The sequence below is a fragment of the Pseudomonas sp. Ps21-P2 genome (assembly GCF_039672565.1).
GTDB lineage: Bacteria > Pseudomonadota > Gammaproteobacteria > Pseudomonadales > Pseudomonadaceae > Aquipseudomonas.
In genome coordinates this window covers 1-15,178 of the sequence record NZ_JBDFPL010000015.1, presented here as the reverse complement: position 1 = coordinate 15,178, position 15,178 = coordinate 1, and the positions used below count along the sequence as shown (strand labels likewise).

The 15,178-nt window shown below is 61.0% G+C and carries 13 protein-coding genes and 1 pseudogene; 8 read left to right on the top strand and 6 right to left on the bottom strand.

The window, feature by feature from the left end; translation table 11 throughout:
• Positions 1 to 77 precede the first annotated feature (77 nt).
• The 4 genes from ABEH28_RS26135 to ABEH28_RS26120 form a co-directional block, all read right to left on the bottom strand.
• Positions 78 to 2,159, bottom strand: coding sequence for a diguanylate cyclase (locus tag ABEH28_RS26135; RefSeq protein ID WP_346631478.1), 2,082 nt, complete (start codon positions 2,157 to 2,159; stop codon positions 78 to 80).
• Positions 2,156 to 3,037 carry an endonuclease/exonuclease/phosphatase family protein gene (locus tag ABEH28_RS26130; RefSeq protein ID WP_346631477.1) on the bottom strand — a complete coding sequence of 294 codons (882 nt, stop codon included), beginning with the start codon at positions 3,035 to 3,037 and terminating at the stop codon, positions 2,156 to 2,158. Before ABEH28_RS26130 ends, ABEH28_RS26135 begins: the two co-directional genes overlap by 4 nt.
• Positions 3,038 to 3,046: 9 nt before the next feature.
• Positions 3,047 to 3,688, bottom strand: a complete 642-nt coding sequence (locus ABEH28_RS26125) for a thiol:disulfide interchange protein DsbA/DsbL (RefSeq protein WP_108121293.1) — start codon at positions 3,686 to 3,688, stop codon at positions 3,047 to 3,049.
• 191 nt (positions 3,689 to 3,879) lie between these two features.
• Entirely contained in the window at positions 3,880 to 4,497 is a 618-nt protein-coding gene (locus tag ABEH28_RS26120) for a c-type cytochrome (RefSeq protein WP_346631476.1), read from the bottom strand.
• Between the two features lie 234 nt (positions 4,498 to 4,731).
• Between ABEH28_RS26120 and yihA the strand changes: the two genes are divergently transcribed.
• The gene (yihA, locus tag ABEH28_RS26115) at positions 4,732 to 5,367 is read left to right on the top strand and encodes a ribosome biogenesis GTP-binding protein YihA/YsxC (RefSeq protein ID WP_065987940.1); all 636 of its coding nucleotides are present in this window, start codon (positions 4,732 to 4,734) and stop codon (positions 5,365 to 5,367) included.
• Positions 5,368 to 5,605: 238 nt separating this feature from the next.
• On the opposite strand, the gene polA is transcribed toward yihA, so the two are convergent.
• The gene (gene polA, locus ABEH28_RS26110) at positions 5,606 to 8,371 is read right to left on the bottom strand and encodes a DNA polymerase I (protein WP_282365484.1); all 2,766 of its coding nucleotides are present in this window, start codon (positions 8,369 to 8,371) and stop codon (positions 5,606 to 5,608) included.
• Positions 8,372 to 8,445: 74 nt separating this feature from the next.
• On the opposite strand from polA, the gene ABEH28_RS26105 reads away from it, so the two are divergent.
• Together ABEH28_RS26105 and ABEH28_RS26100 are read left to right on the top strand one after the other, a co-directional pair.
• Positions 8,446 to 8,736, top strand: coding sequence for a DUF2782 domain-containing protein (locus ABEH28_RS26105; protein ID WP_346628445.1), 291 nt, complete (start codon positions 8,446 to 8,448; stop codon positions 8,734 to 8,736).
• A 34-nt stretch (positions 8,737 to 8,770) separates the two neighbouring features.
• Entirely contained in the window at positions 8,771 to 9,721 is a 951-nt protein-coding gene (locus ABEH28_RS26100) for a homoserine kinase (protein WP_346631475.1), read from the top strand.
• Positions 9,722 to 9,812: 91 nt separating this feature from the next.
• Here the strand turns inward: ABEH28_RS26100 and znuA are convergent, their stop codons facing one another.
• The gene (gene znuA / locus ABEH28_RS26095) at positions 9,813 to 10,742 is read right to left on the bottom strand and encodes a zinc ABC transporter substrate-binding protein ZnuA (RefSeq protein ID WP_346631474.1); all 930 of its coding nucleotides are present in this window, start codon (positions 10,740 to 10,742) and stop codon (positions 9,813 to 9,815) included.
• A gap of 57 nt (positions 10,743 to 10,799) precedes the next feature.
• Between znuA and ABEH28_RS26090 the strand changes: the two genes are divergently transcribed.
• From ABEH28_RS26090 to ABEH28_RS26070, 5 genes and pseudogenes are all read left to right on the top strand, one after another.
• The gene (locus ABEH28_RS26090) at positions 10,800 to 11,282 is read left to right on the top strand and encodes a Fur family transcriptional regulator (protein WP_122534313.1); all 483 of its coding nucleotides are present in this window, start codon (positions 10,800 to 10,802) and stop codon (positions 11,280 to 11,282) included.
• Positions 11,282 to 12,082 carry a zinc ABC transporter ATP-binding protein ZnuC gene (gene znuC / locus ABEH28_RS26085; protein ID WP_346631473.1) on the top strand — a complete coding sequence of 267 codons (801 nt, stop codon included), beginning with the start codon at positions 11,282 to 11,284 and terminating at the stop codon, positions 12,080 to 12,082. The genes ABEH28_RS26090 and znuC overlap by 1 nt, the downstream gene beginning before the upstream one ends.
• Complete coding sequence (znuB, locus tag ABEH28_RS26080; RefSeq protein ID WP_346631472.1) at positions 12,075 to 12,857, top strand: zinc ABC transporter permease subunit ZnuB; 783 nt, start codon at positions 12,075 to 12,077, stop codon at positions 12,855 to 12,857. The genes znuC and znuB overlap by 8 nt, the downstream gene beginning before the upstream one ends.
• A gap of 157 nt (positions 12,858 to 13,014) precedes the next feature.
• Positions 13,015 to 13,728: a PA5502 family lipoprotein gene (locus ABEH28_RS26075; RefSeq protein ID WP_282365480.1), complete on the top strand. Its 714-nt coding sequence runs from the start codon at positions 13,015 to 13,017 to the stop codon at positions 13,726 to 13,728.
• A 389-nt stretch (positions 13,729 to 14,117) separates the two neighbouring features.
• Positions 14,118 to 15,178, top strand: a pseudogene (locus ABEH28_RS26070) (RHS repeat protein); the annotation flags it as partial.

Sequence of the window (15,178 nt, the reverse complement as noted above, 5' to 3'; positions counted from 1 at the left end):
TAATGCAACAGTGTAACGTAACGTCGGCGGCGCATTCAAAAATGCATCAAGCCTACGCAGCCAACCAGACGAAGCGTTCAACCCTGCTCGATACGGTTACGTCCTTCGTGCTTGGCGCGGTACAGCGCCTGATCCGCACGTTTGAGCACCACATCACTGCGCTCACCCAGAGCGAACAGCGTGATGCCCATGGACACCGTGACCGTCACCCGCTCGCCCTTGAAGTGAAACGGGCATTGTTCGATGCCCTCCCGCAGACGCTCCAACAGCGCCAGCCCCTCATCCATCGGCGTGGTCGGCAGCAGGATCACGAACTCTTCTCCGCCGAAACGCGCAATGAAATCCGAAGCCCGTAACCGCTTTCGCAGCTGACCGGCGATGATCTTCAAGACCTTGTCGCCCGCCAGATGGCCGTAACCGTCATTGATGCGCTTGAAGTGATCCAGGTCGAGAATGCCGAGCAGCAGGCTTGAACGCTTCCTCTGCAACTGATCGATCTCATGCTCCAGCCGCTCGTTCCACGCCGCGCGGTTCGGCAGGCCTGTCAGTGTGTCGATCAGCGCCTTCTGCCGTTGTTCTTCCAGATGAACCCGGAAGCCCAGCGCTTCCTGCTCCATCGTTGCCACGCGGCTGGAGAGGGCTTGCAGGCGGGTGGCGACTTCCTGTTCGCGCTGATCGCGTTGCTGCTGATGATGATCCATGGTGCCAATCAGCCCTTCGAGACGGCTTTCCAACACGTGCTTCAGGCTGTCCAGATCGGCCGCCTGCTGCACACTGGTTTGCAGATCGTCGACGTGTTCACGCAATTGATGGTCCAGTTGACGTGACGCCGAATGCTGATCGGCGTGGTCTTCGCTGGCAGCCAGCAAGCCGCTCTGAAACGACTCAAGGCGCTCGTTGAGCTGCTTGAGATAAGCCTCGAATTCGTGCTGGCCGCTGTCGGTGATAGCGAGCATCAGCACGGCGAGATCGTCGAGGATCGGCAGGAGTTCGTACCAGTTCAGCCCATGCTCAAGCCGGGCGCGCATGGCTTCGGCTTGCGGACGATGGTGTTCGGGCAACGTCAGTTCGTCGAGCAGACCCAGCAGTGTTTCTTCGATATGGGCGGCGACCGAGCTGTAACTCGGCTCGGGCGAGGAGGGCAGCGCGTAGGAGCTGTCCTCTTCGCCGATGGTCTCGTCAGGCTCTTCGTCTTCAGCGACGACTTCGATGTCGTCGGCAATAACGACGGCTTCAGCAATCTCTTCGGGATCGGGAGAGGGCGCTTCAGCCGCAGGCTCGGATGCTTCGTCGTGGGGAGACTCGGCGGCGGAGGCCTGTGGGACATCAGCGGTGTGGAGCGGCGTCTCGGGCTCTTGGTCTGGCCGGGCCGGCTCGGGCTCGGGCTCGGGCATTACCGGCTGGACTGCAACTTCCAAGGGGGGCGTCGGGATGGAGCGCTCGGGCTCTTCGGCGACAGGCTGAGGGACCGGCGGGACGGTGCTGCGAAGTTCAGCCTCCAGCTCAGTGTTCTCTGGGGCAGCTTCCGGCACGGAGGCTGGATGCTGAGGCGCATCATCGGAAGCCTGCAGCCCGGCCGGCTCGGTAACGGAATGGGGCAACGGGGCCGACTCATCACCTTCGCTGCCAGCCTCACGGTGACTGCCGAACAATCGCTGCAGGAAACCCGGGCGGGACGCTTCATCCGGGTGTTCGATCTGCGACAGCGCCTGCCCCTGAAGTCCGCTCAACTCGCTCAATAGCAGCGGTAGCTCACGGGCTTGGGTAATGCGATCTTCCAGGCTCTTGGCGAATCGCTTGAGCGGCTTGCTGACGTCCTTCGGCAGCGGCAACGCCTGCAACTGCGTGACCAGCGAGGTCAACGCCGTGCCCATCTGCTCGACGCGCTGCTCGCGACGCTGTTCGGAGTCCAGCACCGCTTTTTCCAGGCGCGGAATCAAGGCTGCCAGGCCTGCGTCCATGTCGTCCTTGCGAACGATTTCGCGCATTTCCTTCATGCACGCATCAACCGCCTTGTCGGCACCTTCGGCCGCCAGGCTGCTGCGCACGAGGCCTCGACGCAGCAAGTCGAGCCGCGCGTTCCAGCGCCGCTCCAGTTTGTCTTGCTGCTCGATGCTCTTGAGGTACTTTTCTTTCCAGCGCTGCGCTTCGTCGGTCATTCCACAGGTCCGCGAGGAGATGTGCTTGTTATCGGCAGCGAGTCACCGATTAATGAGGCCGGCAAGCGAATCTCCACCGCGACGGGCAGATGATCGGAAATGGGCTGCGCCAGTACCTGCACTTTTTCAAGGGTCAGGGTCGGGCTCAGAAGGATGTGGTCCAGGCATCGCTGCGGACGCCAGCTCGGAAAAGTCGCTTCGATCTGCGGGGCGAGCAGGCCGAGATCGCGCAGTGGCGAGGTTTGCAGCAGGTCATTGGCGTGGGTGTTCATGTCGCCCATCAGCACCTGATGGCGATACCCGCCAATCAGCTCGCGAATGTACGCGAGCTGCCGTGTACGGGTCCGCGCGCCCAGTGCCAGGTGCATGACTACTACGATCAGCGCGTCCGGACCTTCGCCGAAGCGAACGAGAATGGCGCCACGCCCGGCGGGGCCTGGCAGCGGATGGTCTTCGATGTCCCACGGACGCAAACGGCTGAGCACGCCATTGCTGTGCTGGGCGAGGCGTCCAAGGTTTCGATTGAGTTGCTGGTGCCAGTACGGAAAAGAACCGAGCTGGGCGAGGTGTTCGACCTGATTGATGTAGCCCGAGCGCAGGCTGCCGCCATCAGCTTCCTGTAACGCGACCAGATCATAGTCGCGCAGCAGATCGCCGATCTTCTGCAGATTCCCGGCTCTGCCATTGTGGGGCAGCAGATGCTGCCAACCCCGGGTCAGGTAGTGCCGGTAGCGTTCGGTGCTGTTACCCACTTGGATATTGAAGCTGAGCAGGCGAAGCCGACCGTCGGCCGGCAACCCTGTTTCGTGAAGATGATGCTCGTTGACCTTCGGCTTGTGCCGGGCAACGACCCGTTCAGTAGTTCCCCAGCGCGCCATGGTCAGCGCTTACTTGGCGGTCAGCGTCGCGCGCTCTTTGGCGATCAACTGATCGGCCACCTGCAGCGCTTGCTCAGGACCACCGGCAGTGCCGAGGTCAAAGCGGTACTTGCCGTTGACGATCATGGTAGGAACGCCAGTGATTTCATACTTCTTGGCCAGTTCCTTGTATTGAGCGATCTTGCCCTTCACAGCGAACGAGTTGAAGGTTTCAAGGAACTTGGTCTTGTCGACGCCCTGGGTGGCGACGAACTCGGCCATGTCGTTCGGGTCAGTCAGACGCTTGCCGCCTTTCTGAATCGCGTCGAAGACGGCGGTGTGGACTTTCTTCTCCACGCCCATGGTGTCGAGGGTAATGAATAGCTGGCCGTGAGCGTCCCAAGGGCCGCCGAACATTGCGGGAACGCGGATGAAGTGGACGTCAGCGGGAAGTTTTTCGACCCATGGGTTGATGACCGGCTCGAAGGCGTAGCAGTGCGGGCAGCCGTACCAGAACATTTCGACGACTTCGATCTTGCCCGGCTCGGAAACAGGAACAGCGCTTTTCAGCTCGACGTATTGCTTGCCGGCTTCGATGGGCTCTGCTGCTTGAGCGGTCAGACCGAACAGGCTGGTGAAAATCAGAGCGGCGCTGAGAATCAGATTACGCATGCTTAACTCCTGGGCATGGAAGGTCACTTCGGTGGCCGCAGTTCGACCGGCCGAGGTGATATGAGTTCGCAAGTGTAACGCCTGCAGCCACAAAAAAGGGCAGCCGTTCGCTACCCTTTTTGGCCCGTCCGGGCAGGTCTGTCGGCAATTTGTTTCACCAGCCGTGTCCGTGAGGATCGCTGCCTCGACGCTCAATGCAGCCCTTGAATGTAAGCCGCGAGCGCGTCGATATCCTCGTCGCTCAGCTTCGCGGCGATGGTGCGCATGACCCGCGTGTCGCCGTCGTTGGTGCGGTCACCTTCGCGGAACGCCGTGAGCTGTTTCTTGATGTAATCGGCGTGCTGCCCGCTCACGTGCGGAAAGCCTGCCGTTGCAATGCCCGCGCCGTGTGGAGAATGGCAGCCGATGCAGGCCGGCATGCCCTCATCGAGCTTGCCGCCGCGAAACAGCGCTTCACCTCGGGCGGCGAGATCGGGATCGGCAGTGCCGACACTGCCTTTCTGGCCGGCGTAGTAAGCGGCGATGTCGGCCAGGTCCTGATCCGTGAGCGGATTAAGTTGTCCAGTCATTTCCAGCACGACCCGCTTGCCGTCCTTGATGTCGTGCAGCTGCTTGAGCAGATAACGCTCACCCTGGCCGGCGAGCTTCGGAAAGATTGGCACCAGGCTGTTACCGTCGGGCCCATGGCAGGCGCCGCAGACTGCTGTTTTCCCTTGGCCGGCGAGCGGATCGCCCACGGGCGAGTCAGCGGCCTGCACGACGCCATTCAGGCTCAGGGTCAACAGCAGGCTCGACAGAAATGCGTTCATGGGTTGATCCGATGCGGCTGAAAGTGCGGCCCTCATGATGGGCTGTCTTGAGAGGAAGCGGCCTGTTTTAGGACGTTGCGGTGCACATGCCAGGCGCGTTCTCGCGTCGTCAACACCCTTGCGGGGGCAGGACAAGGCACACATGAAAATCCGCGGCATTATATACTCGCGCCCATTGAACGGAAAAAGACACGCCGTTGCCGCGCACGTCGCAACGCCCTCACCGGATATCCCATGCAACTCAAGAACCCTATTCTCGGCCTGTGCCAACAAGCCAAGTTCATGCTCAGCGCTGCCAAAGTCGACCAATGCCCGGATGACGAAGGCTTTGAAGTCGCGTTCGCCGGCCGCTCCAACGCCGGTAAATCCAGCGCGCTGAACACCCTGACTCACGCCAGCCTGGCGCGCACGTCGAAAACCCCTGGCCGCACCCAGCTGCTGAACTTCTTCAGCCTGGACGACGACCGCCGTCTGGTCGACTTGCCTGGCTATGGTTACGCGAAAGTGCCGATTCCGCTGAAGCTGCACTGGCAGCGCCACCTCGAAGCCTATCTGGGCGGCCGTGAAAGTCTGAAGGGGCTGATCCTGATGATGGACATCCGCCACCCGATGACCGACTTCGACCTTTTGATGCTCGACTGGGCCATCGCCAGTGGTATGCCGATGCATATTCTGCTGACCAAAGCCGACAAGCTGACCTTCGGCGCGGCGAAAAACACGCTGCTCAAAGTCCAGTCGGAAATCCATCGCGGTTGGGGTGACGCAATCACCATCCAGCTGTTCTCGGCACCCAAGCGCATGGGCCTGGAAGAGGCTTACACCGTGCTGGCGGACTGGATGGAACTGGAAGACAAGGCACCGGCGGCCTGAATCGCAGGCAAAAAAAACCCCGGACTTCATGTGGGGAGGGGAAGTTCGGGGTCCAAGTCCAGACCTCTCGGAAGGGGTCCGGATATCTGCCAACACTTAACACAACATAGGAGCATGAATGGCTACGTCAGCCATTCGCAAACTCAGACCGGGTTTTGTCCGCCGAAGTTCAAAACCGGCGGAAATTTAATGATGGCGCGGTTCCGACTCCCTGCAGAATCGGAACGGCAAACCAGTATCAATGCGCCTCGTCCCAGTTGTTCCCCACACCCACTTCAACCAACAGCGGAACGTCCAGCTCGGCGGCGCCGCTCATGTGCACGCGGATGTCCTTGCTGATCTGCTCGACCAGATCCTCATGCACCTCCAGCACCAGTTCATCGTGAACCTGCAGGATGACGCGAGCATCCAGACCTGAGTCTTCCAGCCAGCCGTTCACCGCGACCATCGCCCGCTTGATGATGTCCGCCGCCGTGCCTTGCATCGGCGCGTTGATCGCCATGCGTTCGGCACCTTTGCGCAGCGCCTGATTCTTCGCGTTGATGTCCGGCAGGTACAGGCGACGACCGAAGATGGTCTCGACATACCCTTGTTCCGCCGCCTGCGCACGGGTGCGCTCCATGTAATCCAGCACGCCGGGATAGCGCGCGAAGTAGCGATCCACGTACGCCTGGGATTGCTTGCGATCAACACCAATCTGCTTGGCCAGCCCGAACGCGCTCATGCCGTAGATCAGACCGAAGTTAATCGCTTTGGCGCTGCGGCGCATGTCGTTGGTCACGTCCGGCAGTTCGACACCGAACACCTCGCCCGCCGTCGCGCGGTGTACGTCCAGATCGTTGCGGAAGGCGTGCAGCAAGCCTTCGTCCTTGGCCAGATGCGCCATGATCCGCAGCTCGATCTGCGAGTAGTCCGCCGCCAGCAGCTTGTAGCCTTGGGGGGCGACAAACGCCTGACGAATGCGACGACCCTCGGCGGTCCGGATGGGGATGTTCTGCAGGTTCGGGTCGCTGGAGGACAAACGTCCGGTCACCGCCACCGCCTGATGGTAGGAGGTGTGAATTCGCCCGGTGCGCGGGTTGATCTGCTCAGGCAGGCGATCGGTGTACGTGCTCTTCAGTTTGCTCATCGAGCGGTACTGCATCAGCACTTTCGGCAGCGGATATTCCTGCTCGGCCAGTTCAGCGAGCACCGCTTCAGCGGTGGACGGCTGGCCGGTGGCGGTCTTGCTGATGATCGGCATGCCGAGCTTTTCATAGAGAATCACCCCGAGCTGCTTGGGCGAGCCGAGATTGAATTCCTCACCGGCGATGGCGAACGCTTCGCGCTCAAGCTCGGTCATTTTGTTGCCCAGCTCGACGCTCTGATTGCCCAGCAGATTGGCATCGACCAGCGCGCCTTGACGCTCGATGCGCGCCAACACGGGCATGAGCGGCATTTCGATGTCGTTCAGCACCGGCGCCAGACTCGGCGTCTTGGCCAGCCTGTCCTGCAGCACCTCGTGCAGGCGCAGCGTCAGGTCAGCCTCTTCAGCCGCATAGGTGCCGGCCTGCTCCAGCGCGATCTGATCGAAACTCAGCTGTTTCGCACCCTTGCCCGCGATGTCCTGGAAATTGACCGGCGTGTGATCCAGGTACTTGGCGACCAGGCTGTCACGGTCGTGGCGCGTCGCGGTGGAGTCGAGCACGTAGGATTCGAGCATCGTGTCGAACTTGACGCCCTGCACGTTGATGCCCTGGCTCTGGTCGCCGTCAATGGCGCAGTTTGCCAGCAGGTTGATCGCAAACTTGGCGTGCTGGCCGACCTTGATTTTGCTCGCGTCCTCCAGGATGGGCTTGACCGCTTTCAGCACCGCGTCGCGATCCAGTTGCTGCTGCACCCCCATATAGGAATGGGTCAGTGGGATGTAGCAGGCTTCGTGGGTCTTGATCGCAAACGACAGACCGACGATCTGCGCGCGCTGGGCGTCGGTGCCGTTGCTCTGCACCACGAAGGCAAACAACTGCGCGGCGTTGAGCTTCTTCAGCCAGTCGTCGAATTGGGTTTGCTCAAGAATGAGCTCGTACGTGGCTTCGATGATCGGCGCCGGCTCGGCAGCGGGGACGACTTCCGCGCCTTCCTGGCGGGCATCACGCTGCAGATCAGTGATCCAGCTTTTGAATTCCAGCTCGGTATACAGCGCCATCAGCGCTTCACGATCAGGCTCGCCGCAGTGCAGAGCGTCGAGCTCGATGTCCAGCGGCACGTCGATCTTGATGGTCGCCAGCTCGTAGGACAGGAAGGCCATCTCCTTGTGTTCCTCGAGCTTGGCCGGCAGGGATTTGGCGCCGCGAAGCGGCAGCGCTGCCACTTTGTCGAGGTTCGCGTAAAGCTCTTTCAGGCCGCCGTTGATGCCCACCAGCAGGCCTGCTGCGGTTTTCTCACCGACACCGGGCACGCCGGGGATGTTGTCGACCTTGTCGCCCATCAGCGCCAGGTAATCGATGATGTGTTCCGGGCCGACGCCGAACTTCTCTTTCACGCCGGCCACGTCCAGCACGCTGCCGGTCATGGTGTTGACCAGCGTGATGTGGCCGTCGACCAGCTGCGCCATGTCCTTGTCACCGGTGGAGATCACCACCGGACGATCGGCGGCAGCGCTGCTGCGCGCCAATGTGCCGATCACGTCATCGGCCTCCACGCCTTCGACGCACAACAGCGGGTAACCGAGGCCTCGCACGCAGTTGTGCAGGAAGTCGATCTGCACGCGCATGTCGTCCGGCATGCTGGGGCGGTTGGCTTTGTATTCGCCGTAGAGCGCGTCGCGAAACGTCCCGCCCTTGGCGTCGAACACCACGGCAAACGGGCTTTCAGGATATTGCCTGCGAAGACTTTTGAGCATGTTCAGCACGCCCTTGACCGCACCGGTGGGCAGGCCTTTGGAGGTCATGAGCGGCGGCAGCGCGTGGAACGCGCGGTAAAGATAAGAAGAACCGTCCACCAGGACGAGGGGCGCAAGACTCATGTGCAAGATCAACCTTTTCGGCGGGGTCGGCGCTAGAATGCGCGGACCGTTGACGACAAAGGCACAAGGTTATCATGCGCGCGCTGAATCGCCTGTTACTGCTCGGCGGGTTGCTGGCCTGTTCGTGGCTAGCGGTCGCGGCGGATGACGAAGCGCCATCGGCAGAGCCTGATGTGACCATCCGTCAGGACAGCGACGGCTTCATCAAGGAGTATCGTGCGAACGGATTCGTGTACGCCGTGAAGATCACGCCCAAACACGGCAAGCCTTATTATCTGGTGCGCGCCGACGGCACAAGTGGTCAATTCATACGTTCGGATCAACCGGACATGCTGATACCCCAATGGGTACTATTCAGCTGGTAACGCCCTACATTCACTCTCTTGCTGGCAGTCTTCTATGTCCGTTTTTACTCCCCTGGCTCGGCCCGAGCTGGAAGCTTTTCTCGCCCCGTACGGGCTTGGCGCCCTGCGTGATTTTCAGGGCATTGCCGCTGGAAGTGAAAACACTAATTTCTTCATCAGCCTGGAGCAGGGCGAATTCGTGCTGACCCTGGTCGAGCGCGGCCCGGTTCAGGAAATGCCGTTTTTCATCGAGCTGCTGGACGTCCTCCACGATGCCAACCTGCCCGTGCCCTACGCACTGCGCACCACCGACGGCCATGCCCTGCGCGAGCTGAAAGGCAAACCGGCGCTGCTGCAACCGCGTCTGTCCGGCAAGCACCCGGCCGAACCCAACACCCAGCACTGCGTGCAAATTGGCGAGTTCATGGCGCACATGCACATGGCCACACGCAGCGCGACTATCGAGCGTAAAACCGACCGTGGTCTGGACTGGATGCTAGAGGAGGGCGGTAATTTCATCTCTCACCTGGACGAGGCGCAGGGCGCGCTGCTGACCAAAGCCGTCGAGGAAATTCAGCATCGCAAGGCGGCCATCATGGCGCTGCCGCGGGCCAATCTGCACGCCGACCTGTTCCGCGACAACACGCTGTTCGAAGGCACCCACCTGACGGGCGTGATCGATTTCTACAATGCCTGTTCCGGGCCGATGCTGTACGACGTGGCGATTGCCGTGAATGACTGGTGCTCGTTTGAGAACGGCACTATCGATGCGCCGCGCGCCCGGGCGTTTCTGGGTGCGTATGCCGCGCTGAGGCCGTTTACAGCCGCCGAAGCCGAGCTGTGGTCGACGATGCTTCGTGTGGGTTGCGTGCGTTTCTGGCTGTCACGCCTCATTGCCGCCGAAACTTTTGCCGGCCAGGACGTGCTGATCCATGATCCGGACGAATTCCGCAAACGCCTGGAACAGCGGCAGGAAACCCATATCCCGTTGCCGTTTGCGTTGTAGACCTCATAAAAGCTTCGTGAGCAAGCTCACTCCCACAGGACCGCGTTCAACTGTAGGAGTGAGCTTGCTCACGAAGGCGTCGGCCCAGCACTTACAAACCTTCCAGACACCCCGCCAGATCATCCGCCAGTTTGCTCAGCAATTGCTCATAACCCTGGGCGGTGGCGGGTGTATAGCCGCCCAATCCGTCCAGCTCGGCCAGTTTGACCGGCAGACCCGCACTCAACGTGTCGGCCAGACGCGGGCGAAGAGGCGGCTCGCTGAACACGCAGGTCTTGCCGAATTCGGTCAACCGCGCCCGCATGGCGGCGACGTGCTGAGCACCCGGCTGAACCTCGCTGCTGACGGCAAAGACGCCCGCATGCTTCAACCCATACGCTTCTTCGAAATAATCAAACGCCTCGTGGAACACGAAATACTGCTTGTCCGAAATACCGACGACCCGCTGTTTGATTTTGGCGTCCAGCGCGTCAAGGCGTGCGCTGAAGGCTTTGACGTTGCTCTCGTAACGCGCCGCATTGGCCGGATCGGCCTGGCTCAAGTCGGCGGCCATCTTCGCCGCAATTACCCGCGCATTGACTGACGACAGCCACAAATGCGCATCGACGCTGCCCGGGCGATGATCGTGGTCATGCTCGTCTTCGTCATCGTCGTGATGCTCGGCGCTGGCGGTGAAATGACGCAGGTGCATGCCGGGCAACGACTCGACCGGGACCGAGGCTTTACTGCGCCCGGACAACACGCGAGGCAGGAACGTCTCCATGTCCGGGCCAATCCAGTAGAGCAGATCGGCTTCCTGAACGCGCCGTACGTCGGACGGCCGCAGCGCATAGTTATGAGGGGAAGCGCCCGGCGGAAGCAGGACTTCCGGCACCGCGACTCCGTCCTGCACAGCCGCGGCGATCAGTTGCAGCGGCTTGATGCTGGTCAGGACGCGGACGTTTGCTTCAGCAGCAGTGATGGTTGAAAAACCGGTAATAAATACGACAAAAAGTAAAAAAAGTCGGGACACGATAACCACTCATGGGGGCAGGAACGGGTAACATAATAACGTCTCTCTCAAAGGCCGTCGCCGCTCATGTCTAAAACCCCCCTGGCCAGTCGCCCCCACGATCACTCCCACTGCGTGCACAGTGCGCTCACTGAAGCCGACACGCTATGCGCGGGCAAAGGCCTGCGCCTGACGGCCCTGCGTCGTCGCGTGCTGGAGCTGGTCTGGCAGAGCCACAAGCCGCTGGGCGCCTACGACATCCTCGCCGTGCTCAGCGAAGAAGACGGCCGCCGCGCCGCGCCGCCTACGGTGTACCGCGCGCTGGACTTCCTGCTGGAAAACGGTCTGGTTCACCGCATCGCGTCGCTGAACGCCTTCGCCGGTTGCAACCACCCCACCCACGCGCATCAGGGCCAGTTCCTGATCTGTCGCGAGTGTCACGCCGCCATCGAGTTGCAGCACGCCACCATCAGCGCTGCCATCGTTGACGCTGCCAACGAGGTGGGCTTTGACGTTGAAGCCCAGACCGTCGAAGTCGTTGGCGTGTGTGCCGGGTGCAAGGCCGCCTGATGAGCGATGCACTGATCCGCCTGAAGGACGTCAGCGTGACCCGCGCCGGCCAGAGCGTGCTGGAAAACATCCAGCTCAGCGTCAGCTCGGGCGAAATCGTCACCCTGATCGGTCCCAACGGCGCAGGCAAAACCACGCTGGTGCGCGCTGTTCTCGGGCTGCTCAAGGCTGACTCGGGGGAGATCTGGCGCAGGCCGAAACTGCGCGTCGGTTACATGCCGCAAAAGCTGCACATTGATGCCACGCTGCCGTTGTCGGTCCTGCGTTTCCTGCGGCTGGTGCCCGGCGTTGATCGCGATACCGCTCGGGCAGCGCTGGTCGAGGTCGGCGCCGAGAAAGTCATCGACAGCCCGCTGCAAGGGATCTCCGGTGGCGAGATGCAGCGCGTGCTGCTGGCACGAGCGCTATTGCGCAAACCGGAGCTGCTGGTGCTCGACGAGCCGGTGCAGGGCGTGGATGTCGCCGGACAGGCCGAGCTGTACGCGCTGATCACTCAGCTGCGCAATCGGCATCAATGCGGTGTGCTGATGGTTTCCCATGACCTGCACCTTGTGATGAGCACCACCGATCAAGTGGTCTGCCTCAATCGCCACGTGTGCTGCTCCGGTCACCCCGAGCAGGTCAGTAACGATCCGGCTTTCGTTGAGCTGTTCGGCCTGAACGCGCCGAGCCTGGCGATCTATCACCACCATCACGATCATGCGCACGACCTGCATGGCGAAGTCTGCCAACCCGCTCAAGTCCACGATCACGTTCATACCCACACTCACGACCACGGGGACAGCTGCAAGCATGGCTGATTTTCTTCTTTACGCCTTGCTCGCAGGCCTCGCGTTAGCGGTAGTGGCAGGCCCTTTGGGGTCTTTCGTGGTGTGGCGGCGCATGGCTTATTTCGGCGACACGCTGTCCCATGCCGCGCTGCTCGGCGTGGCGCTGGGCTTTCTGCTGGATATCAGTCCGACGATCGCCGTCACCGTGGGCTGCCTGTTGCTGGCAGTGTTGCTGGTGACCCTGCAGCAGCGTCAACCGCTGGCCTCCGACACGCTGCTGGGCATTCTGGCGCCAAGCACCTTGTCCCTCGGGCTGGTGGTGTTGAGCTTTATGCGTGACGTGCGCATTGACCTGATGGGCTATCTGTTCGGCGACCTGCTCGCCATCAGCCCGAACGATCTGGCGTGGATTCTCGCGGGCAGCGCGTTGGTGCTGGTGTTGATCTGTGCGCTGTGGCGACCGCTGCTGGCCATCACCGTGCATGAAGAACTCGCGACGGTTGAAGGTCTGCCGGTGGCGACCCTGCGCATGACCTTGATGCTGCTGATTGCCGTGGTCATCGCGGTGGCCATGAAGATCGTCGGCGTGTTGCTGATTACCTCGCTGTTGATCATCCCCGCCGCTGCGGCACAGCGTCACGCCCGCTCGCCGGAGCAAATGGCCCTGGGGGCAAGCATCATCGGCGTCATTGCGGTGTGCGCAGGTCTGGCACTGTCCTGGTTCAAGGACACCCCGGCAGGCCCGTCCATCGTGGTCTCGGCGGCGGTGCTGTTTCTGCTCAGCTTCCTTTTGCCCAAGCGGTAGAACCTTGGGTGGCGGGTAGAGTCATACTCCGCAATAATCCAATGGCGGCAATGTGCAATGACTCCTTGCGCGCCCACCGATAGTGATCAGTTATTTTCGGGGCAAGTCACTTATGTGTAGACTTGCTCGTTTTTTGCGCAAATAGAGAATCGCAGGAATGAAGCCGTTCGCATCCCGTTATCTGCTGCTTGCTGCATTTTCCGTTCTGTTGAGCGCTTGCCAGAGCAAGCCCGTCGAGCAGCCCGCGCCTGTGGCTGCGCCCGATGCCTATCAGCAGCTGGAACAGAATATCGCCAGTAGCGAGTTGGCGACCGCCGAAGATCAACTCGCCGCGCTGCAAAGCAAATCCCCGGACGATCCCCGACTCGAGCAGTACCAGCGTCAATTGGCCGAGGCGTACCTGAGCCGTAGCCAGATCGTGCTGCAAAAGGGCGACATGAACGCTGCCGCAACCGCGCTCAGCCGCGCCCGTGCCTTGATGCCAAAAGCCCCGGCGCTGACCAGCGGCGTCAACGGTGCCATCGCCCACGCCCGTAAAGCCGAGCTGGAGAAGGCAGAAGCCGATCTGCGGGCTGCCGAAGCCAAGCGCAAGGCGAAAGTAATCGACCCGAGCGCCGAGAGCACGACCATCGAGCTGAAGCTCAGCGACATGAAACAGCTGCGACGTCAGCTGAGCGACATCGCTGAAGACGTGACAGCCTTCAACTGCGACGTCACTGTGCAGGTGCCGCGCACCGACGACTACCCTTGGCTGGCGACCTTGCTGACCAAGCGTGTCACGAAGATCAACCCCGATTTCGAATTGCAGATGCAGCGTGAAATCGAGCGCACCGAGCCTGCGAAGATTGTGTTGAAGCCCGCTCAGCTCTGATCGATTTTGATCAAAAGAAAAGGCGTTGCCCTCGCGGGCAACGCCTTTTTTGTTTGCGCTCCTTTCATGGCTTCTGAAAAGGCCTCAGCGAAACAACCGCGCAAGAAGTTGCGCACTCGTTTGTCGAAAATTGGGGGGGTTAGTGCTCTGCAGGTCGCGTCGTTTGTGGTCTGTAGGCGAGTGCGCAAGAAGTTGCGCAGGGGTGCGCAACTTCTTGCGCACTTTTTATGGGGTTTCGGGTTTAGCGTTCGCTAAAACCTATCGTTTTATTTCTTAAGCTGTTGTTTTTGTTGGGCTAATTTGTAGCTGGCACAGCCCTTGATATCTCCGTGGCCCCCGGATTGGCATTCACGTCATTTCGGATGGTTTTTTAAGCACGGAGAGCATCCTTGGCAAGCCCCGCAATTACACCCGGCAGCGACGACAAACGCGAACCTCAAGTGGCGGTTGTTCCGCTTGATCTGATCCAGGTCGAAGACGTTGGTCTTGGTGCGGCCAATGTCGATGCCTGGCTGCGGGAGATCAGCGGCGGGGTTGTCACGCTTGAGCGGATCAAGACCGTAGCCGGCGGGCTGCCGGTGGTGGGCAACATCATGGCGCTGGTCGATGCACTGAATGACATCGTTCGGCTGGCGACCAGTGACAAACGCGACCCGCTCGATTGGGTGAGTTTGGGCATCAACCTGATCGGGATGGTGCCTATTCCGCCGGGCATGGCGGCAGCGCGAATGACGCTGCGGCCGATGCTGTTTCTGGTGCGTCAGGAGATGCGCCAGGCGGGGAAGATGGCGCTGGGGGATGCGCTGATCGAGGTTCTGATCGGGCACCTGAATGCAACCATCGTCGGGACCCTCGATGATTTTGTGAGTCAGGCGCAGGCCAAGCTTCCCGGGATTCTCGAGGATGCGGGGAAGCTTGGGGAAGGCGTGCTGATTGAGATCGCTGCTGGCCTTGAAAAGCTGGTTAAGCCGGACCTTAACGCCAAGGCTGATTTGCTGGAAGCAGAGCAGTTGGTCCATGCCGCCGGGGATCTCTGGGCTTACGACCCTAAGGCGGCGATTGGGAATATTTTTGCGGCGGCTGCGGAGGTTTGCGTTGCGGCGGGCAAGGGTGCGGTGAATGGCGCCGTCGAACATCTCGTGCCTGAAGCAGTTAAAGAAAAGGTGGTTAGACAGGCCGATTTGTTGCGTGTTTTGGCTCCTCAGCTTCGGACGCAGATGAAAGGGTTGGCGGATCCCGGAGCTCAACACTCCATCGCCGCGCTGCTGGTTACTTTGAACGGTGCGGTCGTCAATTGGCGTGCGCGCAATGGGCACGGGCAATCCTTCAACATCAAGCCGGGGGTTGTTAATCAGGCCAGGCGCCAGGGCGGCGAAGGGAAGCTGGAGGCGGTTGGTTTCGAGAAGCCTGCGAAAGCCCGGCCTAACAAGCGGAAGAACTGTACGTGTCC